Annotated in this window: 20 protein-coding genes; 12 read left to right on the top strand and 8 right to left on the bottom strand. The window is 64.0% G+C overall.

Going from position 1 to position 23,477, the window contains the following annotated elements; genetic code table 11:
• Positions 1 to 116: 116 nt before the first annotated feature.
• Together ATO6_RS20090 and ATO6_RS20095 are read right to left on the bottom strand one after the other, a co-directional pair.
• The gene (locus ATO6_RS20090; protein ID WP_088625837.1) at positions 117 to 902 is read right to left on the bottom strand and encodes an enoyl-CoA hydratase/isomerase family protein; all 786 of its coding nucleotides are present in this window, start codon (positions 900 to 902) and stop codon (positions 117 to 119) included.
• Between the two features lie 61 nt (positions 903 to 963).
• Positions 964 to 1,917, bottom strand: coding sequence for a hydroxymethylglutaryl-CoA lyase (locus ATO6_RS20095; RefSeq protein ID WP_088625838.1), 954 nt, complete (start codon positions 1,915 to 1,917; stop codon positions 964 to 966).
• 193 nt (positions 1,918 to 2,110) lie between these two features.
• Here ATO6_RS20095 and ATO6_RS20100 point away from each other — a divergent pair, with 193 nt between their 5' ends.
• The 10 genes from ATO6_RS20100 to ATO6_RS20145 all read left to right on the top strand — a co-directional run bounded on the left by ATO6_RS20100 (position 2,111) and on the right by ATO6_RS20145 (position 16,280).
• Positions 2,111 to 5,647: an AMP-binding protein gene (locus ATO6_RS20100; RefSeq protein ID WP_088625839.1), complete on the top strand. Its 3,537-nt coding sequence runs from the start codon at positions 2,111 to 2,113 to the stop codon at positions 5,645 to 5,647.
• Entirely contained in the window at positions 5,644 to 6,783 is a 1,140-nt protein-coding gene (locus tag ATO6_RS20105; protein ID WP_088625840.1) for an NADPH:quinone oxidoreductase family protein, read from the top strand. The genes ATO6_RS20100 and ATO6_RS20105 overlap by 4 nt, the downstream gene beginning before the upstream one ends.
• A gap of 393 nt (positions 6,784 to 7,176) precedes the next feature.
• Complete coding sequence (locus tag ATO6_RS20110) at positions 7,177 to 7,989, top strand: enoyl-CoA hydratase/isomerase family protein (protein ID WP_088625841.1); 813 nt, start codon at positions 7,177 to 7,179, stop codon at positions 7,987 to 7,989.
• Positions 7,990 to 8,274: 285 nt separating this feature from the next.
• Complete coding sequence (locus ATO6_RS20115) at positions 8,275 to 8,946, top strand: TetR/AcrR family transcriptional regulator (protein WP_088625842.1); 672 nt, start codon at positions 8,275 to 8,277, stop codon at positions 8,944 to 8,946.
• A gap of 336 nt (positions 8,947 to 9,282) precedes the next feature.
• Entirely contained in the window at positions 9,283 to 10,119 is an 837-nt protein-coding gene (locus ATO6_RS20120) for an SDR family NAD(P)-dependent oxidoreductase (RefSeq protein ID WP_254919223.1), read from the top strand.
• A gap of 499 nt (positions 10,120 to 10,618) precedes the next feature.
• Complete coding sequence (locus ATO6_RS25510) at positions 10,619 to 11,128, top strand: AMP-binding protein (RefSeq protein ID WP_088625844.1); 510 nt, start codon at positions 10,619 to 10,621, stop codon at positions 11,126 to 11,128.
• A 2-nt stretch (positions 11,129 to 11,130) separates the two neighbouring features.
• Positions 11,131 to 12,210 carry a class I adenylate-forming enzyme family protein gene (locus ATO6_RS20130; RefSeq protein ID WP_254919224.1) on the top strand — a complete coding sequence of 360 codons (1,080 nt, stop codon included), beginning with the start codon at positions 11,131 to 11,133 and terminating at the stop codon, positions 12,208 to 12,210.
• 316 nt (positions 12,211 to 12,526) lie between these two features.
• Complete coding sequence (locus ATO6_RS20135) at positions 12,527 to 13,690, top strand: acyl-CoA dehydrogenase family protein (RefSeq protein ID WP_088625846.1); 1,164 nt, start codon at positions 12,527 to 12,529, stop codon at positions 13,688 to 13,690.
• Positions 13,691 to 13,966: 276 nt separating this feature from the next.
• A complete protein-coding gene (locus ATO6_RS20140) occupies positions 13,967 to 15,010 on the top strand; it encodes an MBL fold metallo-hydrolase (protein WP_088625847.1) in 1,044 nt (347 codons plus the stop codon).
• Positions 15,011 to 15,494: 484 nt separating this feature from the next.
• Positions 15,495 to 16,280, top strand: coding sequence for a LuxR C-terminal-related transcriptional regulator (locus ATO6_RS20145; protein WP_088625848.1), 786 nt, complete (start codon positions 15,495 to 15,497; stop codon positions 16,278 to 16,280).
• A 234-nt stretch (positions 16,281 to 16,514) separates the two neighbouring features.
• Here ATO6_RS20145 and ATO6_RS20155 read toward each other — a convergent pair whose 3' ends face one another.
• The 6 genes from ATO6_RS20155 to ATO6_RS20180 all read right to left on the bottom strand — a co-directional run bounded on the left by ATO6_RS20155 (position 16,515) and on the right by ATO6_RS20180 (position 21,403).
• On the bottom strand, positions 16,515 to 16,889 hold the full coding sequence (locus ATO6_RS20155; protein ID WP_088625850.1) for a YciI family protein: 375 nt from the start codon (positions 16,887 to 16,889) through the stop codon (positions 16,515 to 16,517).
• A gap of 51 nt (positions 16,890 to 16,940) precedes the next feature.
• A complete protein-coding gene (locus ATO6_RS20160) occupies positions 16,941 to 17,897 on the bottom strand; it encodes a tripartite tricarboxylate transporter substrate binding protein (RefSeq protein ID WP_088625851.1) in 957 nt (318 codons plus the stop codon).
• Complete coding sequence (locus tag ATO6_RS20165; RefSeq protein WP_088625852.1) at positions 17,894 to 19,435, bottom strand: tripartite tricarboxylate transporter permease; 1,542 nt, start codon at positions 19,433 to 19,435, stop codon at positions 17,894 to 17,896. The genes ATO6_RS20160 and ATO6_RS20165 overlap by 4 nt, the downstream gene beginning before the upstream one ends.
• A 4-nt stretch (positions 19,436 to 19,439) precedes the next feature.
• On the bottom strand, positions 19,440 to 19,886 hold the full coding sequence (locus tag ATO6_RS20170; protein WP_176441032.1) for a tripartite tricarboxylate transporter TctB family protein: 447 nt from the start codon (positions 19,884 to 19,886) through the stop codon (positions 19,440 to 19,442).
• Between the two features lie 26 nt (positions 19,887 to 19,912).
• Positions 19,913 to 20,485 (bottom strand): NADPH-dependent FMN reductase, encoded by a 573-nt coding sequence (locus ATO6_RS20175; RefSeq protein WP_176441033.1) that lies wholly within the window; start codon positions 20,483 to 20,485, stop codon positions 19,913 to 19,915.
• A 219-nt stretch (positions 20,486 to 20,704) separates the two neighbouring features.
• Positions 20,705 to 21,403 carry a GntR family transcriptional regulator gene (locus ATO6_RS20180; RefSeq protein ID WP_088625855.1) on the bottom strand — a complete coding sequence of 233 codons (699 nt, stop codon included), beginning with the start codon at positions 21,401 to 21,403 and terminating at the stop codon, positions 20,705 to 20,707.
• A 171-nt stretch (positions 21,404 to 21,574) separates the two neighbouring features.
• Here ATO6_RS20180 and ATO6_RS20185 point away from each other — a divergent pair, with 171 nt between their 5' ends.
• Positions 21,575 to 22,432, top strand: coding sequence for a fumarylacetoacetate hydrolase family protein (locus ATO6_RS20185; protein ID WP_088625856.1), 858 nt, complete (start codon positions 21,575 to 21,577; stop codon positions 22,430 to 22,432).
• A gap of 89 nt (positions 22,433 to 22,521) precedes the next feature.
• Positions 22,522 to 23,424, top strand: a complete 903-nt coding sequence (locus ATO6_RS20190; RefSeq protein WP_088625857.1) for a VOC family protein — start codon at positions 22,522 to 22,524, stop codon at positions 23,422 to 23,424.
• Positions 23,425 to 23,477 lie beyond the last annotated feature (53 nt).

Here is a 23,477-nt window from a genome sequence, read left to right on the forward strand (position 1 = left end):
GGACGGTCCCGATCGCCGGGGCCAGGCCCCGGCGATCCGGGGCGTCTGTAAGTGTCTTGCTGTGTCATCTGGCCCTTCGGCGATCTGGAAGTCTCATGCGCGTTTCGCGGGTGGCGTCAGGTGCCGGTCCATTTCGGGGCACGCTTTTCGGCGAACGCCCGCGGACCTTCCTGCGCATCGTTGCTGGCATAGACGTCGCGATAGATGTGCCATGCCGTCTCCGCCGCGTTGTCGGCACCGACACTCATGGCGGTGAGGATCGCGCGCTTGCCGGCCGCGACCGACATGGGCGCGTTGTCGCGAATGCGTTCGGCCAGGTCCTGCGCGCGCCGCAGAACGGCCTCGCGGTCGGGTTCGAGGTAGTTGATGAACCCGAGCTTCTCGAGCTTCTCGATCGGGTACATGTCGCCGGTCATGGTCATTTCCATCAGGATCGGCTCGGGCAGCATCCAGACCAGCGGCATGCCCCAGGGCGACCCGCGGCCGATCTTGGTTTCGGTGATCCCGATGGTCGCCCCGGACTGGCCGACCCGGATGTCGGAATTGAGGCTGAGCAGCATGCCGCCCGCCGCCACGTGACCCGACATTGCGGCAATGATCGGCACCTTCACCCGGCGCATCCGGGTCTGGAACGCATCGCGGTGGTAGGTGAGGATGTCCTCGCCCGTCTCCGCCTTCATCCGCGCGGCTTCTTTCAGATCGAGCCCGGCACAGAAGGTTCCGCAATCGGCCGAGGTCAGGATGACCACGCGGATCTCCGGCGTCTGGTCGATCTTCTCCCAGATCTTGCCCAGCCCGTTCGAGACCGAAATGGAAAGCGCGTTCCGCGCCTCGGGCCTGTTGATTGAGACGGTCGCGATACCGTCCTTCACGTCGAACAGAAGATCATCCTTCTGGTCCATGCCTGTTCTCCCTCGTTTTGCCCGGCTGCGCCGGGACATGTCTGCCGGTTGTCCGGCGCCTTCAGGCGGCACGCCGCGCGGGCATGCCGTAATGCATGAGCTTGCCGGTCAGCGGGCGGCCGATGATCTCTTCGGCCATGGCCGCCGCGGCGAGGAGCGCTTCGAGGTCCAGTCCGGTGTCGATGCCCATCTCCTCGCACATGAAGGCCATGTCCTCGGTGCAGATGTTCCCCGCGCCCTGAACATCGGACGCCTTGCTGAAGGGACATCCCCCCAGCCCGGCGACCGAGCTGTCGAAGAGCGACACGCCCATTTGCAGCGCGGCCAGCACGTTGCCGGCCCCGACGCCGCGGGTGTCGTGAAGGTGTGTGCCGATGCGGGCATCGGGGACCAGCTCGCGCACCGCCCCGATCATCCGGCGGATCGCCTCGGGATTGCCCCAGCCGACGGTGTCGGCCAGATAGATCGCGGGCATCGGCACGTTGAGATCCGCGCACAGGTCGACGAGGTATCGGACGTTGTCGAGCACCCGGTCCTGCGGCACGTCGCCTTCGAAATTGCAGCCGAAGGCGGTCAGGATATAGGCCTTGTCCAGCGGCACATCGTTGTCGAGGTATAGCTGCGCCCATTTGCCTTGGGCGTCCCGGTTCTCGGCCACCGTGCAGTTGTTGTTCATCTTGCAGAACGTGTCGGTGGTGTAGAAGATCAGCTTGCCTTCCATGTCGCAGCCCGGCGTCTGCAGGGCGCGCTGGAATCCCTTCTCGTTCAACCACAGGCCGGTGTAGCGCACATCGTCGCGCCGGCGGATCATGTCGAAGAGTTCAGGCGTGTCGGCCATCGTCGGCACGGCCTTGGGGCTGACGAAGGAACCCACCTGGATCTGCTTGAGCCCGGTGTCGGCCAGCGCTTCGACGAACCGCGCGCGCTGCTCCAGCGGATAGCTGCGCTTTTCGATCTGGAACCCCTCGCGCGGGCCTTCCTCGTGGAATTCCACCACCTTCGGATAATCGCTCATCCCGAGTCCTCCAATTGCCTCGTCGCCTCGCTTCTCGTGGTGAATCAGGCGAACACGTGTTTGTCTAAACGTCTCGGATGGATTCGGTCAACACAAAATATTCCCATATTTTTCCGCAAATAATCGCACTTGCCATAGAGAAATACCGCGTGGTAGGAGAACAACCGTTCGTTTTCTAAAAGGAGGGCAGATCATGTCCGACCATGTCGCACATGCGATGTCCGCGCCTGATCGACTGAAAGCGATGGCCATGGCCACGGCCGAAAACGGGGCTGGTCGAATCGCAGTTGCAGACGCTGATCGCGCGCTCGGCCACGCGGCGTTTCTTGATGCAGCGGCGAGGGCTGGACGCGGGCTCCTCGATCACGGCGTGACCCTCGGCGACCGGGTTGCCATCCGTTCCGAAAACAGGATCGCCGCCCTGCAGGCGATCTGGGCGTGCGCCTGGATCGGGGCGATCGCCGTGCCGATGAACACCCGGCTCAGCGATGACGAGGCCGAGGCAATTCTGGACGACTGCGATCCGGTGATGATGATCGCCGAGGCGCATTTGCTGCCTGGTTCGCGCCCCGGCATGACAAGGGTCGATATCGCGGCCGAGCGGGACGGAGTGGACGGCGCGCTGGCGTTCGGAGAGCTCTGCGCCGGGCCCGCCGCGTCGCCCGCACCCACGTCCGGCGACGATCCCTTCTGCATCCTCTACACCGCTGCGGCCAGCGGACGGGCCCGCGGCGCGGTGCTTACGCATGCGAACATCTGTGCCGGTGCCGACCAGCTCGTCACGGCACTCGACATCGGCGCCGACGATGGCGCCCTCGGCGCGCTGCCGCTCTACCACGCGGCGGGGCTGACGCTCTGTGTTGCGATGCTTCTGGCGGGCGGCAGGACGGTTCTGACCGCCGGGTTCGACGCGGAACAGGCCGCGCGGCTGGTTCACGAGGGGCAGGCGACGGTGATGGGGACGTTCTCACCAATGCTGACGCGGATGCTGGACAGTGCGGCCGAGAACGGCTTCGACCTGGCGGCGCTGAAGGCGGTCTTCGGACTGGAAAGCGCCGAAACGATCGCCCGCCTGAACGCAGCCGCGCCAGCCGCCGACTTCCATGCCGCCTACGGACAGACGCAGACGGCCGGACTGGTATCGAGCCATCCCTGGCGCGAGGTTCCGGGCAGCGCCGGCCGGCCAATGCATCTGACCGAAATTCGCATAGCAGACGAGACCGGGGAAGCCTGCCCGACAGGCAGCACGGGCCGGATCATGGTGCGCGGTCCGTCGGTGTTCGCCGGATACTGGGATCAGATCGGCAATAATAGCATCCCGCAGGAAAGCGGCGGCAAGGATGCTTGGCACGACACCGGTGATCTTGGCCGCATGACCCAAGATGGCACGCTCTGGTTCGAAGGGCAGGCGCCGGCGCACAGGCTGATCAAGTCGGGCGGGGAGAACGTCTATCCCGCCGAAGTCGAACGTGCCCTTCTGGAACATGCGGACGTGCGCGAAGCCTTCGTCTTTGGTCTGCCTGACGCGGAGTGGGGCGAAACCGTCGCCGCACTCTGCGTGGGCACGCCGGGGGCAAAAACAAATCTCGGGCGCGACTCGGAGCTCTCGGCTTTTGTCGGCAAGCGGATCGCGGGGTTCAAACGCCCGCGCCGGATCGCATTCGTGGACGCCCTGCCGGTCACGGCGGAAGGCGAACGGGATGTCGAGGCCGCCCGGCGGGTCGTCGAGCAAACGCCGACCGGAGCCACGGACCCGCACCCGTCGTCCGCCGAACCCTATCAATGGGTTCCGAGCGCGGAGCGGATCGAGGGGTCGGTGCTGACGCGGTTCCTGCGCCACACCGGTTCATCGGATTTCGATACGCTTTCAGCACGTGCGGATGCCGATCCGGGCTGGATCACCGAGCAGGTGCTCGAGTTCTGCGATTTCCGCTTTTTCCGTCCCTATAGCCGGATCCTCGATACGTCGGCGGGGGTGGAACATGCCCGCTGGTGCGTCGACGGCACGACGAACATTGTCCTGAACTGCATCGACAGGCACAGGGACACGCCGACATGGACCGCCCCCTACCTGGTGTGGGAGGGCGAAGACGGCGACAGGACCACGCTGACCTATGCCGAAGTCGATGCCGAAGTCGGGCGGCTGGCGAACGCGCTGATCGCCCTCGGGGTCGGCGCCGACGACCGCGTCGCACTGTACATGCCCAATGTGCCCGAAGCGGTCGTCGCGCTCTTTGCCGTCTGCAAGATCGGGGCGATCGCCGTCCCACTCTTCTCGGGGTTCGGCGAACAGCCTTTGATCGCACGCCTTCAGGACGCCGAGGTTTCGGTGGTCCTGACCGCCGAGGGCGGCTGGCGCAAGGGGGCGTTCATCCAGATGAAGGCACCGCTCGACAGCGCGCTGCAGCATTGCCCGGACGTCCGTTCGGTGCTGGTGCTGGCACGCCCCGGTGCCGAGGGAACGCCTGCCCCGACGGCGGGGCGCGATCACGACTGGGCCACGCTCTGCGCCGCGCAGTCGCCCGCGTGCGAGACCGCCGAACTGCCCGCCGAGGCACCGGCGATCCTGCTGTATACATCCGGCACCACCAGCAAGCCCAAGGGCTGTATCTGGACGCATGTCAGCTTCCTGGCCTCCATGGCGTTGCGCGACATGCACATCTGCGGCGATTTCCGTGCCGACGACCGCTTCTTCTTCATGAGCGACATGGGCTGGATGGTCGGGCCGATGTCCGCGCTGTTGCCCGCCTATTTCGGCGCCAGCCTGCTGCTGGCCGAAGGCGCGCCGGACCACCCCGGCCGCGACAGGTTCTGGCGGCTGGTCGATGAACACCGGGTCAGCTACCTGGGCGTGTCGCCGACCATCGTCCGGGGACTGATGCGCCATGGCCCCGAAGACGCCCGCAGCTTTGCGTTCGACCGCCTTCGCATGACCTGTTCGGGCGGAGAGCCGTGGACCGAAGCGGCGTGGCTGTGGTTCTTCGACCATGTCTGCCGCCGCGACGCGCCGATCATCAACCTTGTCGGCGGCACCGAGGTCTGCGGCTGCAATTTCGTCGGGACGGTGCACCATCCGCAGCGGCCCGGCTCCTTCGGCGCGCGCGGCCTTGGCTGCGGCGTGGACATCGTGGACGACGGCGGCCATCCGGTGGCCGACGGGCAGGTCGGCGAGCTCGTGCTCCGGAATCCCGGCATCGGGATGACGAAAGGTCTGTGGCGCGACGAAGAGCGCTATCTCGACACCTACTGGCGCACGCTGCCCGGCATCTGGGTGCATGGCGACTTCGCCCGGCGCGATCCGGACGGGCTCTACTACCTGCTCGGGCGCAGCGACGACACGATCAAGGTGTCCGGCAAGCGCACCGGCCCGGCCGAAATCGAATCCGCCCTGACCGAAACCGGCGAGGTGAGCGAGGCCGCCGTCGTCGGCGTGCCGGATCCGGTATCTGGCAGCGCACTGGTGTGCGTCTGCGTCCCGATGCCGGGCTATGAGGCGGATGGCGGGCTTCCCAAGCGTCTTTCGGATGCGGTCGTGTCCCGTATGGGGCGCACGTACCGGCCACGCCACGTGCTGCTGGCCGAGGACCTGCCCAAGACACGAAACCTCAAGATCATGCGCCGCGTCATCCGCGCGATCCTCCTGCGCGAGGATCCGGGCGACCTTTCGGCCATCAGCAATCCCGAAAGCATCGACGCGCTGAAATCCGCGTCCAAGGAGTACGAAGCATGACAACAAGCGAGATGATCCCGGCCCGCCGGGCGGTGTTTACCGAATTGGGCGAAGATTCCCGTGAGGCGATCGAGAAGTTCCTGCGGATCGAGGAACAGCCTGCGCCGGATCCGGCGGATTGCCGGCCCGACGAGGTGATCGTCCGCGTCGAGAGCTGCGCCGTCTCGTGGATCGACCTCGTCATGGCGACGGGCCAATACCAGCACCGCTGCTATCCGCCCTACATCCCCGGTGTCGAATACAGCGGCACCGTCCTCTGGGCGGGGTCGGCCGTGGACGCCTCGCAGATCGCGGTCGGCGATCGTGTGCTGAGCGACTTCATCGCCTGCGGTCCGCGATCGAAAACCGAATACCAGTCCGCAGGCGGCTTTGCCGGATACGCCGTCGTGCCGGCCGCCGCATTGTGTCGGATCCCCGAGGGCCTGGACTTCGACCAGGCCGCGAACCTGCTGGCCAGCTACGAAACGGCCTATCATTGCCTGATCACACGCGGCCAGATGCAGCCGGGCGAGACGGTCCTGATCCACGGCGCGTCAGGCGCTTCGGGCCTGGCCGCCGTGCAGATCTGCCGGATGATGGGCGTGAACGTCATCGCGACCGGCCGCTACGACGACAAGCTCGAGATCGTGCGCGGGCAGGGGGCGGATCACACGATCAACACCCGCAATCCGGACGGCTCGCCGGGCCTGCGGTCCTTCCGTGACGAAGTGAAGGATCTGACCGGCGGCAAGGGCGTGGACCTCGTGTTCGACACTGTTGGCGGCGATATCTCGCTCGAGAGCCTGCGCTGCGTTTCCTTCGGGGCGCGGTTCCTGATCGTCGGCTGGACGGCCACGCCGGACGTGGCCGATGGCAAGGGACGGCGCGGGTCGCCCAGGGCGAACCTGCTGCCGACCAACCTCATGCAGATGAAGGGCCTGACCGTGATGGGGTGTCCCGCCGTCATCACCATCGAACGGAACCCGGCCCTGCGGGAACCCCGCAAGTCGCACATCCTCGAATGGGCCGGAGCGGGCAAGATCGCTCCGCTGGTTTCAAAGACCTTCGCGATGGACGAGGCCCGCGAGGCATTGCTTGCGCGCTGGACCGGCGGCTTCACCGGCGGCATGGCCCTGCGTCCCTGGGAAGGTGCCTGACCGGGTTCGGCCACCCGACGATCGAGCGCGTTCGCCGCAGCACGGCGGGGGTTAGACCTCTCCCATGTGCGGCAGACGCGCTCGGTTTGGGCTCCAAGCCACTGAGCCCCGAAAGGCATCGCTCCACCCAATCTCATGCGGTGCCGAACGCGATTTCGCGCGCCGGATAGAGTTTCCGTCCCGATGACACGCATCAACATCGGGAGTGAGCGCGTGACGCGCTTTTTTGATCGCGCCCGTCCTCCTGCATGACCACCGGCATTCAAGAATGGCACCCGGCACCCACGCGTGCACCACGACAGTTCGCCGGACGAGGCGCTTGACCGGTCCATGGATTCTACATAGAGATAGAAAATATCAGCTCCATGGTGGAGCCCAGGAGGAGCAGCCCAGATGACGTTCGCCCAGTTGGCCATCGCACCCGAAGACACCAAGACGCTCAGGATCGAGAAGCGCGACGGCGTCGCCGTGGTGACGTTCACACGTCCCAGCGAGCAGAACCCGCTTTCGGAAGAACTGCTGTTCGAACTGACCGCCACGCTCCAGTCGCTGGAGGCTGATCGCGACCTTCACGCCGTCATCCTGACGGGCGAGGGCAGGAGTTTCTGCGCGGGCGCGCAACTGGGTGTCATCGTTCATCCCGACGGCGTCGACTCCGAAATGCAATACATGCTGGTACGGGCCTTCAACCGCCTCGCACAGCTGATCCGCGGCATTGACCTGCCGGTGATTGCGGCGGTGAACGGCAATGCCGTCGGCGGCGGCGCGGCCCTGGCGCTGTGCTGCGATATCGCCATCGCTGCCGAGAGCGCGCGCTATTATTTCGCCTTTGGACGTGTCGGCGCTTCGTCCTGCGACATGGGGTGCAGCTACATGCTCCCGCGTGTGGTGGGCTCTGTCGTGGCGCGTCACTGGATGCTGACGGGCAAGGAACTCGACGCGCAGGAAGGCCTCAAGCATGGCCTGTTCGTCGACGTCGTTCCCGATGGCGAACTGCTGGATGCCGCATTGGCAATCGCAGCCCGCATCCGCGAAGCGACACCCCGCGTCGCGGCCGGCGCCACCAAGATCGCCACCATGCGCGGCGAGACGACCGAATTCGACGCCTGCATGGATTACGAGGCCTTCATCCAGACCTTCCTCTTCACACGAGACGAGCACAAGACACGCCTCTCGGACCTGATGAAAAAGTTGAAGAAGATCTGAGCCATTGGGCTGGAGGCCGTTATGCACTGCTCACCGGCGCCGAGCCGATCTCGCCGCCGGGCCTGGCACGCATTCTACGGCACTGTCGAAATCGTTCCAGCCCTTCGCCATGTACGCAACCGCGGAAAGTCAACGGCAACCGGCTGCACGGCTGTCGGTTTGGGGTGGCGCCCATAGGGCACGTTCTGCTAACTCTCCCGTTGCCTGTCCGACCGCCGGGTAGCTATCCGCTGACCTGGCAGCTTAAAGGCGCCTCGCGTTCCGAGCCATCACAGGGATATATGGATGACGGTCCAGACTTCAGGAAACACGTCGGCTGCTGAGAGCGTTTCCGGAGCGGCCAAGAAGACCCGGAAGTCCGAAAAGACTCGCCGCAAGATCCTGGATGCGGCGGCCTATTGCCTGAACCATCAGGGCTATGCGCTCATCTCGATGCAGACGATCGCCGAGCACATCAATATCCGCGCGGCCAGCATCTACTACTACTTCGACAACAAAGACGATCTTGTCGACGAGGTCCTGCGCATCGGCATGGAGGTCGTCTTTGACAAGGTGCGGGACGCGGTCGAGAGCCTGGACGCCGACGCGACCTGCCGAGAGCGTGTGGAGGCTGCGACGCTCGCGCATCTCACGGCCCTGCTGGATTATGGCGACTACACCTCCGCCAACATCCGCAACTTCTCGCTGGTTCCCATGGAGCTCAGGCGGAACAACCTTGCCGTGCGGCGGGCCTATGCGAATTTCTGGCGCGAGCTGTTCGAGCACGGCAGGCAGAGCGGGGAAATCAACGCAGACGTCGATCTCACTTTGACAAGGCTGCTGCTTATCGGTGGCATCAACTGGTCGACGGACTGGTACAATCCTCGCAAGCTGCCAGTGGAGCAGATCAGCAAGGAAGTCTGTCGGATTTTCTTCGACGGCGTCGCCGCCCCGCCGACAAGCCAAGATCCGGTCTGACCCGACCTCACCGCATCTTCATCCGAAATGCGCTGAGTGATATCGGCGTGCCAGCTCACTGAGAGGTTGGGACGGCGCATCCGATCCGACGGTGCCGCCGAGCACTCGCCTCGAGAATGAGGTTGACGGGCTTTCCCTAGAAAACCTACAATTCATTAGAAATTTCGCATCGAGAGGCGCTGCGGGGCCATGAGCTTCGCCGGGATGCTTTCGCCCGATACAGGGGCCCCGATATTCACCCAGGCCGGCGTCTACTTCACCGCTGCAACCTGCATCAATCACGCCTTCCCATTGGCGAGGTGCGGCGCGCGCCTTGAGCGTGGAGGAACGAGCAGGATGACAAGCCTTCGACCCGAACACGCAGTCGTCGTCACAGGTGCCAGTCGAGGCATCGGCGCTCAGATTGCCCGGGCGCTGCATGCACGCGGGGCCGCGGTCGCCTGCCTGTCTCGCGGGGGAACCGTACCTGAAGGAGTGGCTTCGACCGCTCTTCAGCCGGACGGTCTTCCCATGGATCAAGGCAGAAACCCCACTTCGGGTCCGGCGCTACGCGGCTACGCTGTGGATATCACCGACGCCACCGCACTGGCTGACGTCTTCAACCGTATCGCGAAGGATTTCGGCGGCATCCGAGCACTTGTGAACAACGCAGGCGTGCATGAAGGCGGTCGATCGGCCAGGGTCTCAAACGCGGCTTTCCTCCGGATGCTCGAAGTGAACGCGCTCGGCGTGTTTGCCGCCGCGCGGGAGGTATATCCGCACCTGATCGAACAGGGTGGTGACATCATCAATATCGGCTCGGTCTTCGAGACTCTGGGTGCACCGATGAATGCCTGCTACAGCGCCTCGAAGGCTGCGGCCGGCGCGCTCACACGGGCACTGGCGGCCGAATGGGGACCGCACGGGATCAACGTGGTCGATCTCGCACCCGGTTATGTCGAAACCGACATGAACCGCGACTACATGGCGCGACCCGATGTCCGTGCCTATCTGCGCCGCCAGACCACGCTGGGCCGCGCACTGAGCGCAGAAGAGGTTGGCGTGCTGACCGCGCAACTGCTCGAGATGGATCTGGCCCTGCTCAACGGCCAGACGATCCGTGCCGATGGCGGTCACACGGTCTGCCATGGGCTGCTTGAGAACCCGGATGTCGGGTCGAATGCTGCGGGCTGACTGCCCGTTCCCGACTGCGCAACGCTGAGCGGTCCTGCACGGCCCGCGCGACCAAAAACATACCATGCGTTAGAAACCTCACCGAGTATTTCGGCAGGGAAACGCGCTGGAAAGACCGTATGACAGGCTGTCAGCGCCAATTGAATCACGGCCTTTTCCTAAGAAACGCAGCGCACCTCCTGCGATCCGGCACGGTGGCTCAAACATGACGCTTGACGCGATGGCGTCCCCTCCATACAAACTATTTTTACACTGCATTAGAAATAATGCGCGGTGAGGCCGATCTGCAGGAGGGCGGCCCTCTGCCCAGGACGTGGCTGCAGAGACAGCAGGAACGAGAGGCAGCCGCCGGTGACCGACTACGGTCCGACAGCGGCATGCAGGGGAGGCATCATGGAACATTCAAGGATCGGTCTGGCCGGTCGCAGCCCACCCGTGGCCGCAGCTGTGAATACTCGCCGCGACCCGCGAAGCCCTATCTTGCGACCCTCACCAAAGTATGGACATTGAAATGACCTCTCCTCTGCCCCAGACGATCGACGCCGTCTTCGCGGCAACTGCCGAAATGGCAGGTGACCGCCCGCATTTCGATATTCCAAGCCGCGGCGAGGCTGCGACCTATGCCGAGACATGGGACCGGGCGCGGCGCCTGGCCGGTGTTTTTGCAGCCGCGGGCCTTGGAAGAGGCGACCGCATCGCCTGTCTGCTGGGAAATCAGCGCGAGATTTACGAGTTCTACGTAGCGGCCTCGATGGTGGGCGCCGTGATCGTGCCCATCAACACCCAGACCGCCGCCAACGAAATCCGTCGCCTCGTTTCCGATTGCGGGCCAAGGGGCGTGGTCGCCTCGGCGCGCCTGCTGACCGAGATCGGGGAGGACCCCTTCGGCGAACTCGAGGTCCGACTGTCCACCGACGGTCCGGTCGCAGGTTATACAGACTATGCCGAGGCGATCTCCGATCAGGCACCGCTGAAGGAGCGCGCTCCGACCCTTCGGACGCTTGCCTGATCATCTATAGCTCCGGCACCACAGGCACGCCCAAGGGTATCGTGCTGCAACATGACCGGCTGCTGCTCAACGCCCGCCGGATGATCGCCCGTATGGAGTATGAGGCGTCGGACGTTTTTCTGGCCGTGCTGCCCTCGTTCCACCTGTTCGGGTTCAGCTACGATTTCCTCTATCCCGCCATCACCCATGCGCGGGTGGTGGTGATGGACAGCTTTTCCGTGGAGCCCGCTCTCGACCTGATCGAAGGCGAGAAGGTGACGGTGATCGCTGCCGTTCCGACCCTTTATGCCCGGATGTTCGACCAGACCGCGATCCAGGGCCGTGATCTCAGTTCGATCCGCCTGACCGCTGTCGGTGGCGGGCCGGTGTCGCCCACGCTGAAGACCCGCATCAACAAGCGCATCGGGGCGGCTGTCTGCGAGTCCTACGGCATGACCGAGATCAGCACCGTCGCCACGAGCGAACTGCCCGGCCGCGACCATCCCGAAGGGTCATGCGGGACGATGATGGAGGGCGTGGAGACCCGCATCGTCGATGAAGAGAACCACGACGTGCCCTTGGGCGAAGCGGGCGAAATCTGGTTCCGCTCCGGTACGTTCATGCAATGCTACTGGAACCAGCCCGAGCTGACCGCGACCACGATCAAGGACGGCTGGCTGCGCACCGGGGATATCGGCAAGCTCGACGAAGAGGGCAACCTCTACATCCTCGACCGCAAGAAGGACATGATCGTCTCCAACGGGTTCAACGTCTACCCCAAGGAGGTCGAGAACGCCTGCCTGTCACATCCGGCGGTGGAGTCGGCCGGGGTTGTCGGCCTGCCGGACGAAATCAAGGGCGAGGTCATCCACGCGCTTGTCGTGCTGAGACCGGGCGTGACCGCAAGCGGCGAGGAAATCCTGCGCCATTGCGAGATCGAACTGGCCCGCTACAAGCGTCCCCGTGGCCTGATCGTGATCGACGCGCTCCCCCTGACCGCGACAGGCAAGGTGCGCCGCTTCAAGCTGCGCGAGATTGCCGAACGCGAAATCCAGGCCGGCCGCAGCGTGTCGCTGCCCCGTGCGACCGTCAAGAACGACTGATGTTTGCCGATGCACCGGAGCCTACGGGGCAGGGCGGCGCGCTCTGTCGCCGACGACCAGCAAGCTGGCGCGATCGGCGTGCCGCTCGCCGGCCGGACCGCTTTGCCCCGCAGCGAAATGCACGTTCGCAAACGGCGCAGCCGGATCGCGGAGCTGACAGCCCGCTCCCCCGGCAATCTGGCGCCAGTTTCCCTGATGAACAGCCGCAGGCCCTGTTCCTAAGCGCCTTTGTCCGATGCGTGAGGCAACGCGCGCCAGCGCAGCCTTTCGATGCCGGACATCCCACCAATATTGATCCAGACCGAGGACCTCGCCCATGAGATCACCGCACTTCACCGAAGAGCACGAACAGTTCCGCCGCCAGCTTCGTCGCTTCGTATCCGAGCGGATCACCCCCTTCGGCGAAGAGTGGGAGCGCGAGCAGAAGATCCCGCGCGAGCTGTTCCGCGAGATGGGCGAGCTCGGCTTCCTCGGCGTCCGCTTCCCCGAGGAACTGGGCGGCTCGGACATGGGCATGTTCGGCCTGCTGGTGCTGGCCGAGGAACTGGCGCGCTCCACGTGGGGCGGCGTGACAGTCGCGGTGATGGTGCATACCGCCATGGCCTCGCCGCATCTGCTGACGGCTGGCACCCCGGAGCAGCTCGAACGCTACGCCGAGGACCTGATCATGGGCCGCAAGGTCTGTGGCATTGCGGTCAGTGAGCCGGAAGCGGGCTCGGACGTTGCGGGCATGCGCACCCGCGCATGGCGCGACGGGGACGATTGGGTGATCAACGGATCCAAGTTCTGGATCACCAACGGCGCCTATGGCGACGTGTTCTTCGTCGCGGCCCGCACTGACCCGGACTCCCGCGGGGCGCGAGGCCTTTCGATGTTCATCGTCGAGAAGGGCACGCCGGGGTTCAGCGTGGGGCGGCGTCTGGAAAAGATGGGCGACTGGTGTTCGGACACGGCCGAGCTGATATTCGACAACGTCCGCGTCCCGCAGGAGAACCTGCTGGGCGAGGAAGGGAAGGGCTTCTACTCGGTCATGAAGAACTTCCAGTCCGAACGCATCGCGCTTGGCGGGATGTCCACCGGCGAGGCGTCGGTGGCAATGAAGCGGACCATCGACTATCTTCGCGAACGCGTGGCCTTCGGCTCTCCCCTGATCGAAAAGCAGGCCATCCGCCTGCGTCTGGCCGAACTTCACGCCAAGCTGGAGGCGGCCAAGCAGCTCACCTATTACGCCGCCTGGCTGCATGACAACGGCCTTGAATCCGCGCGCGAGGTGTCGATGGTCAAGGCCCTTTGCCCCGAGGTGACCAACGAGGTCATGTATGCCTGCCAGCAGTATCACGGCGGAATGGGCTATATCCGCGAGGGCGTGATCGAGCGCATGGTGCGCGACGCGCGCCTGCACGCCATCGGCGGCGGCGCCACAGAGGTGATGCTGGAGGAAATCGCCAAGCGCTGGCACGACGTTCCCTATTGGGACTGACGCGCCCACGTCTGTCCCGTCCCGCGGCGGAGGAATGTGAATTGTGCGGGCCCGAATACGCCATTCAACCAGAGCCACCGACCCTTCCGATGGCGCAGGGCCGACGCACAAGTGCCGGGGCCATCGAGCCCCGGCCGGCAGTCGCGCGCGTGCAGCAGTCACTCGCAAACACTTTCGACAGGCGCACATCGGCGTCGACACCTCTTTCCAGCTGGAAGTACGGGGTAGGTTGGGACGATCCTGTCCGCCGAAGCACCGAATAGAGAGGGCATCTCGATGACCACGCAACCCGATCTCAGATTTCCTTTCAGCGAGATGCCAGACTTCGGGGACGTCATCGAGATTGCCGACGGCCTCCTGTGGCTGCGCATTCCGCTGCCCTACCGTCTGGATCATGTGAACATCTATCTCGTCCGGGATCACGGGGGATGGGCCGTCATCGACACGGGCATCAAGACACCGGACGCCATTGCGGCATGGGAACGGTACTTTTCGGGCCCGCTTGCTGGCGCCACGATCACGAAGGTCATCATCACCCATCACCATCCCGATCACATTGGTCTTGCCGGGTGGATGTGCGACCGTTTCGACGCGCCGATGTTGTCCACCTACTCGACATACATGGGCAGCAAGGTGATCTCTCTCGGCGAAAGCGAGAAGCAGACCCGCAGCAACTTCGATTTCTACATAAGCCATGGCATGTCGAGCGAAGGCGCGGGGATCGTGGCCATTCAGGGTAACGATTACCTGCGCAGGGTCGGCGAACTGCCGGACTCGTTCCTGCGACTGGTCATGCCCGACATCCTCGCAATCGGGGACCGGACGTTCCGCGTGGTAACCGGTGACGGGCATGCGCACGAGCAATTGCTGCTCTACTGCGAAGACGAAAAGCTGCTTTTCGCCGCCGATCAGGTTCTCGAGAAGATTTCGCCCAATGTCAGCGTCTACGCAAGCGAGCGGCACGGCGACCCCCTGGGGCACTTTCTGCGATCGCTGAGGTTTCTCAGTGCCGAGATCCCGTCCGATACGCTTGTCCTGCCCGGCCACAGGCGCCCGTTCTACGGGCTGCATTCACGGTGCCGGGAACTGGAAATCCACCACGAAGAGCGCTGCGATCTTATCCGCCAGGCCTGCGCGGTTCGCCCTCACACCAACGCCGAGCTCGTCCCGATCCTCTTCCCTCGGGAACTCGATCCGCACCAGATGAGCTTTGCGTTCACCGAAACACTGGCGCATGTGAACAGGCTCGTCCGTCGCGGTGAGGTGGAGACGGTGCGGCAGGGCGACATCCTGATCAACCGGCTCTCCGGGCAGGCCTGAACCTGGCACCTGCGGATCAGAAGACATGCCATCAATCGGGCCCGCGGCAAACACCACGAAGGTTTGGACTGCGGGCATTGGACCCTGGCCTCTGGCGGGAAACCGCGCGGCAGGTCACTGAGCCGCAGCCGAGGTCATCGGCAGGGCATCCGCATCGGCCAGTCCCGGCAAGTTCAACCGGCGCAACAGGACCTCTGTCGCGCCGAGCCTGAAATCGGGCAAGGGAAAGGGCGTTGCCCTCAGCCAGACCGGAACGGCCGACGTGACTGTCAGCCATCAGCCCGGCACTCAAGAGTCGCACAAAAATCTATTACAGCGTAGATTTATGAGAAGATTCCCAGCTTGAATCTATTTTACTGTAGATTTTTAATCGTTATTTTTCCGCATTTTAACGAATATCGCACGTCGAAAAATTCTTACGCACATATATTTTTGTTGAACTGAATCGCGGTGAGGCCCAGTGTTTCCCTGGGGAGGACTACTCATGCTTGACCGCGCTTGTACTGGCCCGGACATATCGACGAACGGACATCCAACGAGTTTGACGTCCATTGCGATGAACGTTCAGCTGGTCGGGACACCGTCTTTCGCGGAGGGGCTCTACCATTCGGTCTGCTCGGTGTTTGACGCGGACGCGTGTCGGCTGCTTTTCCTCGACCGCGGCGACATCTTGGTCGCGGGACAGTCGGGACATCAGGACCTGTTCGGCACGAGACCCGAGTTCACCCCCATGACGCTGCGGATGCTGCTTCGGGACGCCCGGACAGACGGCACGGTGGTGTCCATTTCGGGCGAGGATGCGCCACGCGGTTACGACCTGAACCGGCACCAGCGCGTGATCATCGCGGGTTCGGCGGGCAGCCTGCTTTCCGCCATCCATATCCTGCGGGATGACACGCGTCTTGAGCTGCGTCCCGATCAGATCGCCAACCTCCGTCAGCTGTCACCGCTCCTGCATTCGCTGGCCTCCCGTCACATAGAGCTGGCGCACAAGCGCCAGCAGAGTGTCGCTCCGCTGGAAACGCTGGACCAGATTGAAGCATTCGTCGCAGGCACCAACCTGCTGACACCCAGAGAAGGTCAGGTCTGCGCACGAATCCTCTACGGGATGTCGACCTGCGGGATTTCCCTCGACCTGGAGATCGGCAAGGAAAGTGTCTTTACATACCGGAAACGCGCGTACCGTCGCCTCTGTATCAGCAGCCAGAGGGAGCTCATGATGTGGTATCTGGATGCATACGATCGCGAGCTTTCGAGAGCGGCGGCGTGAATGATAGCCCGGCCGAAGGTGATCGCGCGACGCGCCGGCGGGGGCAGGGGTTCGATGGCGGTCCGCGCCGATCCATCAGATGTCGGCGGCGTAGCGGTCCCTGACGATATCCGCAGCAAGAACCCGGACCGCCGGGCCGATCCGGTTCTTGGACACGCGACCGGTGAGGGCTACGCGAAACGCGGAATCAACGTTATGTAATTTCCACTCCTGCCCTCAGACGCCAGCTCAGCTTCAACTGAACACCACCGACTGGTTCGACAGGCGGATCGTCTGCTGGAACGAGCCTTCGTTCACGACCCACTTTCTGATCGTGTAACTGCGGATGCCCTGTGCGTGAAACGGATCGCTGTCGGCAATGGCACGTGCTTCTTCGAAGTCCTGCGCGCGGATCACGATCAAGCCAGCCACAGGAATGTCCGAGCCCTCTTCGAAGAGCGGACCGGCACTGAACAGGATACCGCGCTGCTCGAGTTCGATTTGGTGCCGGATATGATCGGGCAGAACGGCGCGCGTCCGGTCGGACCGCGCCGGAGATGTCTCGATGGCATAGAGCTCCAGCGATCTCAAACCCGCCGTCACTTCAGCTTCTGTACGGTTCTGGTCCATCCTGTCCCCCTGGGCGACCGGCGCCGGGATGACCGGCGCCGGAGCATATAGTCACTTCCGTTCGATACCGACGGAGTCGATGACCTCGTTCCAGGTCTTGACCTGACCGGCCACCATGTCGCGGAACTCTTCCGGGGACTGCGGGCTCGGCACACCGCCGAGCGCGGTCAGCTGAGTGCTGACGGCCTCGCTCTCGATCGCTTTGACGGCCGCATCATGCAGCTTTGCGGTGATATCCGCCGGAAGACCCGCAGGCGCGCCGAGGCCCAGCCAGGAGAAAACGTTGAAACCCGGTGCGACGGTGTCGCCAAGGGTCGGAACGTCCGGCGTTGTCGGCCACGGACGATCCCAGGACACGGCCAGCAGATCGACCTCGCCCGAGGCCGCCTGGCTCAGCACGCTGGTTCCGGCAGAGACGATCATGTCGACCTCACCGCCCAGAAGCGCGGCCAGCGCACCGGCATCGCCCTTGTAGGGGATGTGGAGGAAGTTGCCGCCCGTGGTCTTGGCCATGAGCTCTCCGGTCAGGTGCTGGGTCGTCCCGACACCGGCAGAGCCCCATTTGACCCGGCCGTCCTTAGCCGCGGCAACCAGAGCCTCCACATTCTCATAGGCGCCGGGACGGGCGGCGATGAAGAACGGGAAGAAGGAGATGCGGGTGATGAAGGTGAAGTCCTCGACCGCGTCGAAGTTCAGGCTCCGGTAGAGCGCGCCCGATACCGAATGCCCGCCGACCATCAGCTGCAGCGTGTAGCCGGCCGGATCGGAATGCGCGACAAAGTCCGACCCGACGTTGCCACCCGCACCGGGCTTCGGCTCGACGACGAAGGGCTGGCCCAGTTCCAGGCTCATCGGCTCGGCGATCAGGCGCGCCACGGTGTCCGCGTTCCCGCCCGGCCCGAAGCCGTGGATGATGCGGACCGGATGGTCCGGATAGCCTTCCGCCCAGGCCGGAGCGGTGGCGCTGGCCAGCACGACGGCCAGCCCTGTGAGCATCTTCTTGATCATTGGTCTCTCTCCCGTGTGTTCGCCCCTTCGGGCAGGTGATCGCCTGACGTTCCGCGCAGCCTCCGGACGGCGGGCCCGATGAGCGGTGTGACAAGCAGAAGAACGGTGCCCGCCATGAAGACGGCGCTGATCGGACGGGTGAAGAACACGGTCACGTCGCCATCGTTCAGCAGCATCGAACGGCGCAGGTATTCCTCCATCATCGGGCCCAGGATGAAGCCCAGAAGGATCGGCGGCAGCGGATAGTCGGCGCGCTTCAGGACAGCCCCGGCGACGCCAAAGAGCAGCGCGGTCCAGACGTCCACGACAGAGTTGCGAAAGCTGTAGACGCCGACGCTGACGAACGCGAGGATACCCGGAAACAGCAGCCAGTAGGGTATGCTCAGCAGCCGGACCCAGACCCGGATCAATGGCAGATTGATCAGCAGAAGCAGCACGTTGCCGACGATGAAGCTGGCAATCACGCCCCAGAACAGCGAGGGGTGGTCGGTGATCACCGTCGGTCCGGGTACGATCCCGTTGATGATCAGCGCGCCCAGCATCAGGGCCATCACCGCATCGCCGGGGATGCCGAGCGTCAGTGTCGGAATGAACCCGGTGATCGCGGCCGCGTTGTTGGAGGACTCGGGCGCGACCAGCCCCTCCTTCTTGCCCTTGCCGAATTCCCGCGGGGTCCTGGAGAGCCGCATCTCGACCGCATAGGCCACGAAGGAGGCGATGGCAGCACCTGTGCCCGGCAGCGTCCCGAACGCCGATCCGATCCCCGCCCCGCGCGACGCCGGCGCGAAGAAACCGCGCATCGTCTCCCGATTTGGCAGGAACTGGGCCCAGCCGGTCTTGAGCGCGATGGCGTTGCCCCCGCGTGACCCGGCGGGCGTGGAGATGATCTCGGCAACCCCGAAAAGCCCGATGGCGAGTGCGACCAGCGAAATGCCATCCGCAATCTCGGGGATCAGGACATAGCGGTAGGCCCCGGTGTTCACATCCGTTCCGATCATGCCGAGCAGCACGCCGAAGACCAGCATCGCGATCGCCCTGTGCATCGCGCCGCTCGACACCACCGAGGCTCCGATCATCCCCAGTGTGATCAGCGAGAAGTATTCCGGCGCCCCGAACTGCAACGCGATCCGGGCCAGCGGCATGGCCCCCAGCACAAGGATCGTCACGCCCACCACCGACCCGAAGAGCGAGGCCAAAGCGGCGAGCATGAGAGCGTGCCCCGCCTCGCCCTTCTTGGCCATCGGGTGACCGTCGAAACAGGTCACGACGGAAGACGGCGTCCCCGGCAATGACAGCAGGATCGACGCAATCGACCCGCCGTATTGCGAGCCGTAATAGATGCCCGCAAGCATGATCATCGACTGCGTCGCATCGAGGTAGAATGTGATCGGCAGCAACAGTGAAATCGCCGTCATCGCGCCGACGCCCGGCAACACACCGACCGCCTGCCCCAGAACGACGCCAAGCAGCGCGTAGCTCAGGTTCTGCATTTGCAGCGCAGTCGCGAAACCGAGGCTCAGTCCGTCGAGGAGTTCCATCGGCCTACCAGAATGCAGAGATCGGCAGCCCGAGGCCGCGCAGGAAAACGAGGTAGCAGGCGGCGGTCAGCCCGACCGCGTAGACCACCGCGATAACCGGATGCGCCCGGACATCCGCAGCCAGCGCAACCATGGTGGACACAAGGATGGCGGGGACAAAGCCGAGGGGGTTCAACAACAGCGCGAACGCCAGAAGCGACCCGATCACGCAGGCGAACCGGGGCAGGTCGACCGGGGTTTCGGCGTCCCCGGTCTCTGCGACGGACCGCCGCCCGACGAGATCGACGAGCGCAAAGCCAATGAGCCCCAGACCGAGGAAGAACGGGAAGGTGCCCGCGCCGAAATAGTCGATGGAGCCAAGACCGTAGCCATAGGCCGCCGCCGAGAAACCGAGGCCGAGCGCGATAAGCGCCACGTTCACGAAGAGATGTGCAGGAAATGTGTGAGACATTGGACCGATCTCCCTCCCGTCCGCTCTCAGCGCCTTATGAATTCGTTGAAGGCTTTCAGTCGCGCCGTGACGAAGTCTGCCGTGGCCGGATCCGAAATGCTGTCGCCCTCCAGCTTCTGGGCGACGCCGGAAATCTGAACCTCGGGCCTTGCCAGGATGCGGGTGTCCAGCGCGTGCAACACGTTTCGGATCGGCGCATGTGCCCGCGCCCCGCCCAGCAGTCCGGGTGAGCATGTCAGCAGGATCACCGGCTTGTCCTCGAGCGGCTGCGGCTTGAGCCGCGACAGCCAGTCCAGCGCGTTCTTCAACACGCCGGGGATCGACCAGTTGTACTCCGGGGACACGATGGCGAACGCATCCGACTTCGAGATCAAGCCAGCGAGTTCCGTGACCGCCTGCGGGACTTCTTCGTCGAGGATGTCCTGATCGTAGAGGGGCAGCAAACCGACCGACGGCAACAGTTCGACCCGCAGGTCGGAGGGCGCGAGCGCGGACAGGCTGCGGGCCAGGCGACCGCTGAACGCCGCCTTGCGCAGGCTTCCGACCATCACGGAGACGGTCCGGATATCGTCAGCCCCAGAATCGACGAAGCCAGTCATCGGCGAGTCCCCCCTCATTGCCGCGGTAGCCCTCCCCGGAACAGCGGCGACCTTACGGCCATCATCAGACTTATTCGCAATTTTCGAAAAAGCAAACACTTTTCGCAATGCGTGCGGCATCGCCACAGACCCCGCGGTCGCGAGGCTGCCGGACCCGTTTGCAAACGATGCTGTGATGATTTCAGTTCGGAACGGCGCGGACGTCGGCGGAGCTAACGTCTAAACGGCTTCGCCCTGCGGGCCGCGGAACAGGTGTCCTGCAAAGGTAATCACGTTGTCCGTCGTCTCTCGGATATGCTGCTCGATCAGGTCGAGCGCGACGGGTTCACGGTCCAGGACCGCGTCCATGATGGCCTTGTGCTCAATCTCTTTCGGACGCCACTGGGTGCGGAACTGGGAGGACATCCGCCGGTAACGATGCGCCCGCTCGAAAAGCTTCTCCCGCATTTCAAGAAGCACCGGAGACCCGCTGGCACAGACCAGTGAATGGTGGAAGCCACTGTGGAGCTGCGCCCACTCCGGATCGAAATAATAGTGGTCTCCCAGACGGTTCTGCAGGCGATCCATCCTGTGATAGGTCGCCAGTATATGCGCCTCCCAGGCGTCATCGCCCTTCTCCATCGAAAGGCGCAGGTTTTCCCGTTCCAGCAGGACGCGGGCGTTCGTCAGGTCCTGAAGGTCCTCGATGGAGACCGGTGCGACGACAAAGCCGCGCTGTCCTTCGGACGTCACGAGGCTCTCCGCCGCCAGCCGCGCCAAAGCCTCGCGCAGGGTCGAGAAACTGACTTCGTAGCGCTCCCGAAGGGCTTCGAACTTCAGCTTGGAGCCGGGTTCGAGCTCGCAGCTCAGGATGTCGTCGCGCAGACGCTGGAGCACATCGCTCGCCCGCGTTTCACCCTTTTGCCGGACCTGCTCCATGATGTGTTCCTGCCTGAACCATAGTGCCCCGACCCTGAACGGTCGGAGCCTCTTGCCTGTGTATCAACATAGATGCGCATATGAAACTCAGCAATATTTTCGAAATTGTTGATGTGTTGCGCAAGACATGATTATCGTCATAGGCGTATAATTTCGAAAACGAGAGCAGGGATGCGCCTGATCAGCTTCCTTCACGCCGGTGACGCAGGGTACGGAGCGATCTCTGATGATGTCGTCCACCGGCTTGATTCGACGGCCGGTGCCCCGGTCGATCTCAGGGCATGGCTCGCCCTGCCGAGGCACCGGCAACAGATGCCGGCGGACGCCGAGACGCTGCCGCTTGCAGGGCTTCACCTGCTTCCGCCGATTCCAAGACCGGGAAAGATCTTCTGCATCGCGACCAACTTTCACGAACCGGCACGGCAGGGAAAGCCCGATCCGGAATACCCGCTGATCTTCATGCGGATTGCAGAAGCCCAGGTCGGCCACGGACAGCCGATCCTGAAGCCGTCCGTGTCCGAAAAGTTCGACTTCGAAGGCGAGCTGGCCGTCGTTATCGGCCTGCCCGGCCACAAGATATCAAGGGTTGACGCGATGCGGCACGTCGCAGGCTTTGCCTGTTTCAACGACGGCAGCGTGCGTGACTGGCAGAAGCATTCGACCCAGTTCACACCCGGCAAGAACTTTGCCCGCAGCGGCGCCTTCGGGCCTTCGCTGGTCACGGTCGACGAAGTCCCGGACCCCTCTGCTCTGCGGCTGGAAACGCGGGTCAACGGCGTGGTGAAGCAGGCGATCCGGATGGCGGACATGATCTTCGATATCCCTTGGCTCATCAGCTACATCTCGACCTTCGCGCCGCTGCAAACCGGCGACGTCATCGCGACCGGCACACCCTCCGGCTTCGGAAGCACACGGACCCCGCCCGAGTTTCTCAACGCCGGTGACCTCGTCGAGATCGAGATTCCCGGCGTGGGCCTGCTGGCGAATCCGGTCGCTCAGGACAGCGACGCCACCGGTTTCTTTTCGTAATTATCATCTTTTTCGAAAATTGTTGCCGTCGCCGCAAAAGCTGTCTAAGAAACTTGGAACACTCGGTGACCGGAGGGGGAGGACCGACGATGAAACAGCTCGTTTTCGCCATAGGCCACGTCAAACTGAACACGACGGACATGGACGCTCTGGTGAAGGACTCGACCGATGTCCTTGGCCTGCGCGTGACGAATCGCACGGACAGCGAGGTCTGGCTCAGCGCCAACGGGCGCGCAGCGGAACTGGTCGTTGTCCGGGCCGACGAAAAGAGCTTCCACACCATCGGCCTCGAAGCCCTGACAGCAGATGACGTGGCCGCCGCGAAGGCCAATGTCGAAGGCGCCGGCTGCCGCATCCTCTCGGACGAACCCAGCCTGTCCTGCATGGACGCGGGCGTCACGTTCGCCACCCCCGAAGGCTTGCGGTTCGAGATCCACACGCCGACGCGCGATGACCTGTATCGCCCGCGTTACGATACCGTTGGTGTCGGACCGCGCCGTCTCGACCACGTCAACCTGATCTCTCCGAACCCCGACGCGACACGGCACCAGCTGACGGCGATCTGCGGGATGCGGATGTCCGAAAAGCTGGCCAACGACTCGCTGACCTGGATGTATGGCGGCAACCGGCAGCACCACATCCTCGGGCTGGTGAAGGGCGCGGTAGGGGTGCACCACTACTCGTTCGAGTTCCCCGAATTCAATATGTACTGCCGCCTCGGCGACATCCTCGACCGGCATGACCGTCAGCTGATCTGGGGACCCGGCCGTCACCGCCCCGGCGACAACACCTACGCGTACTACTACGACCCGGCGGGCTGCATCGTCGAATGCTCGGGCCCGATGGCCATCATTCCCGACGACGCGCATTTCCAGCCGCGGATCATCACCAACCTCGAGCGTCCGGGCAACGTGCGCGAAATGAACGTGTGGGGCACCCCGGCTCCGCTCGAATGGCGCGAGGCGCATTTCCCCTTCCAGTCGCTCGACTGACCAAGACGCCCGGCGCGGCTCTGGCCGAGCTGCCGGGTGACCTTCGACGCCGC

The sequence above is a fragment of the Oceanicola sp. 22II-s10i genome (genome assembly GCF_002210105.1).
In the GTDB taxonomy this organism is placed as follows: domain Bacteria; phylum Pseudomonadota; class Alphaproteobacteria; order Rhodobacterales; family Rhodobacteraceae; genus Pseudooceanicola.

What these genes read in the sequence shown, in the direction of transcription:
- ATO6_RS20095 (WP_088625838.1), bottom strand. Translation starts at nt 1,917, where the DNA reads ATGAGCGATTATCCGAAGGTGGTGGAATTCCACGAGGAAGGCCCGCGC.
- ATO6_RS20135 (WP_088625846.1), top strand. Translation starts at nt 12,527, where the DNA reads ATGAGATCACCGCACTTCACCGAAGAGCACGAACAGTTCCGCCGCCAG.
- ATO6_RS20145 (WP_088625848.1), top strand. Translation starts at nt 15,495, where the DNA reads ATGCTTGACCGCGCTTGTACTGGCCCGGACATATCGACGAACGGACAT.
- ATO6_RS20115 (WP_088625842.1), top strand. Translation starts at nt 8,275, where the DNA reads ATGACGGTCCAGACTTCAGGAAACACGTCGGCTGCTGAGAGCGTTTCC.
- ATO6_RS20110 (WP_088625841.1), top strand. Translation starts at nt 7,177, where the DNA reads ATGACGTTCGCCCAGTTGGCCATCGCACCCGAAGACACCAAGACGCTC.
- ATO6_RS20090 (WP_088625837.1), bottom strand. Translation starts at nt 902, where the DNA reads ATGGACCAGAAGGATGATCTTCTGTTCGACGTGAAGGACGGTATCGCG.
- ATO6_RS20170 (WP_176441032.1), bottom strand. Translation starts at nt 19,886, where the DNA reads ATGTCTCACACATTTCCTGCACATCTCTTCGTGAACGTGGCGCTTATC.
- ATO6_RS20165 (WP_088625852.1), bottom strand. Translation starts at nt 19,435, where the DNA reads ATGGAACTCCTCGACGGACTGAGCCTCGGTTTCGCGACTGCGCTGCAA.
- ATO6_RS20140 (WP_088625847.1), top strand. Translation starts at nt 13,967, where the DNA reads ATGACCACGCAACCCGATCTCAGATTTCCTTTCAGCGAGATGCCAGAC.
- ATO6_RS20105 (WP_088625840.1), top strand. Translation starts at nt 5,644, where the DNA reads ATGACAACAAGCGAGATGATCCCGGCCCGCCGGGCGGTGTTTACCGAA.
- ATO6_RS20160 (WP_088625851.1), bottom strand. Translation starts at nt 17,897, where the DNA reads ATGATCAAGAAGATGCTCACAGGGCTGGCCGTCGTGCTGGCCAGCGCC.
- ATO6_RS20180 (WP_088625855.1), bottom strand. Translation starts at nt 21,403, where the DNA reads ATGGAGCAGGTCCGGCAAAAGGGTGAAACGCGGGCGAGCGATGTGCTC.
- ATO6_RS25510 (WP_088625844.1), top strand. Translation starts at nt 10,619, where the DNA reads ATGGACATTGAAATGACCTCTCCTCTGCCCCAGACGATCGACGCCGTC.
- ATO6_RS20100 (WP_088625839.1), top strand. Translation starts at nt 2,111, where the DNA reads ATGTCCGACCATGTCGCACATGCGATGTCCGCGCCTGATCGACTGAAA.
- ATO6_RS20120 (WP_254919223.1), top strand. Translation starts at nt 9,283, where the DNA reads ATGACAAGCCTTCGACCCGAACACGCAGTCGTCGTCACAGGTGCCAGT.
- ATO6_RS20190 (WP_088625857.1), top strand. Translation starts at nt 22,522, where the DNA reads ATGAAACAGCTCGTTTTCGCCATAGGCCACGTCAAACTGAACACGACG.
- ATO6_RS20175 (WP_176441033.1), bottom strand. Translation starts at nt 20,485, where the DNA reads ATGACTGGCTTCGTCGATTCTGGGGCTGACGATATCCGGACCGTCTCC.
- ATO6_RS20155 (WP_088625850.1), bottom strand. Translation starts at nt 16,889, where the DNA reads ATGGACCAGAACCGTACAGAAGCTGAAGTGACGGCGGGTTTGAGATCG.
- ATO6_RS20185 (WP_088625856.1), top strand. Translation starts at nt 21,575, where the DNA reads ATGCGCCTGATCAGCTTCCTTCACGCCGGTGACGCAGGGTACGGAGCG.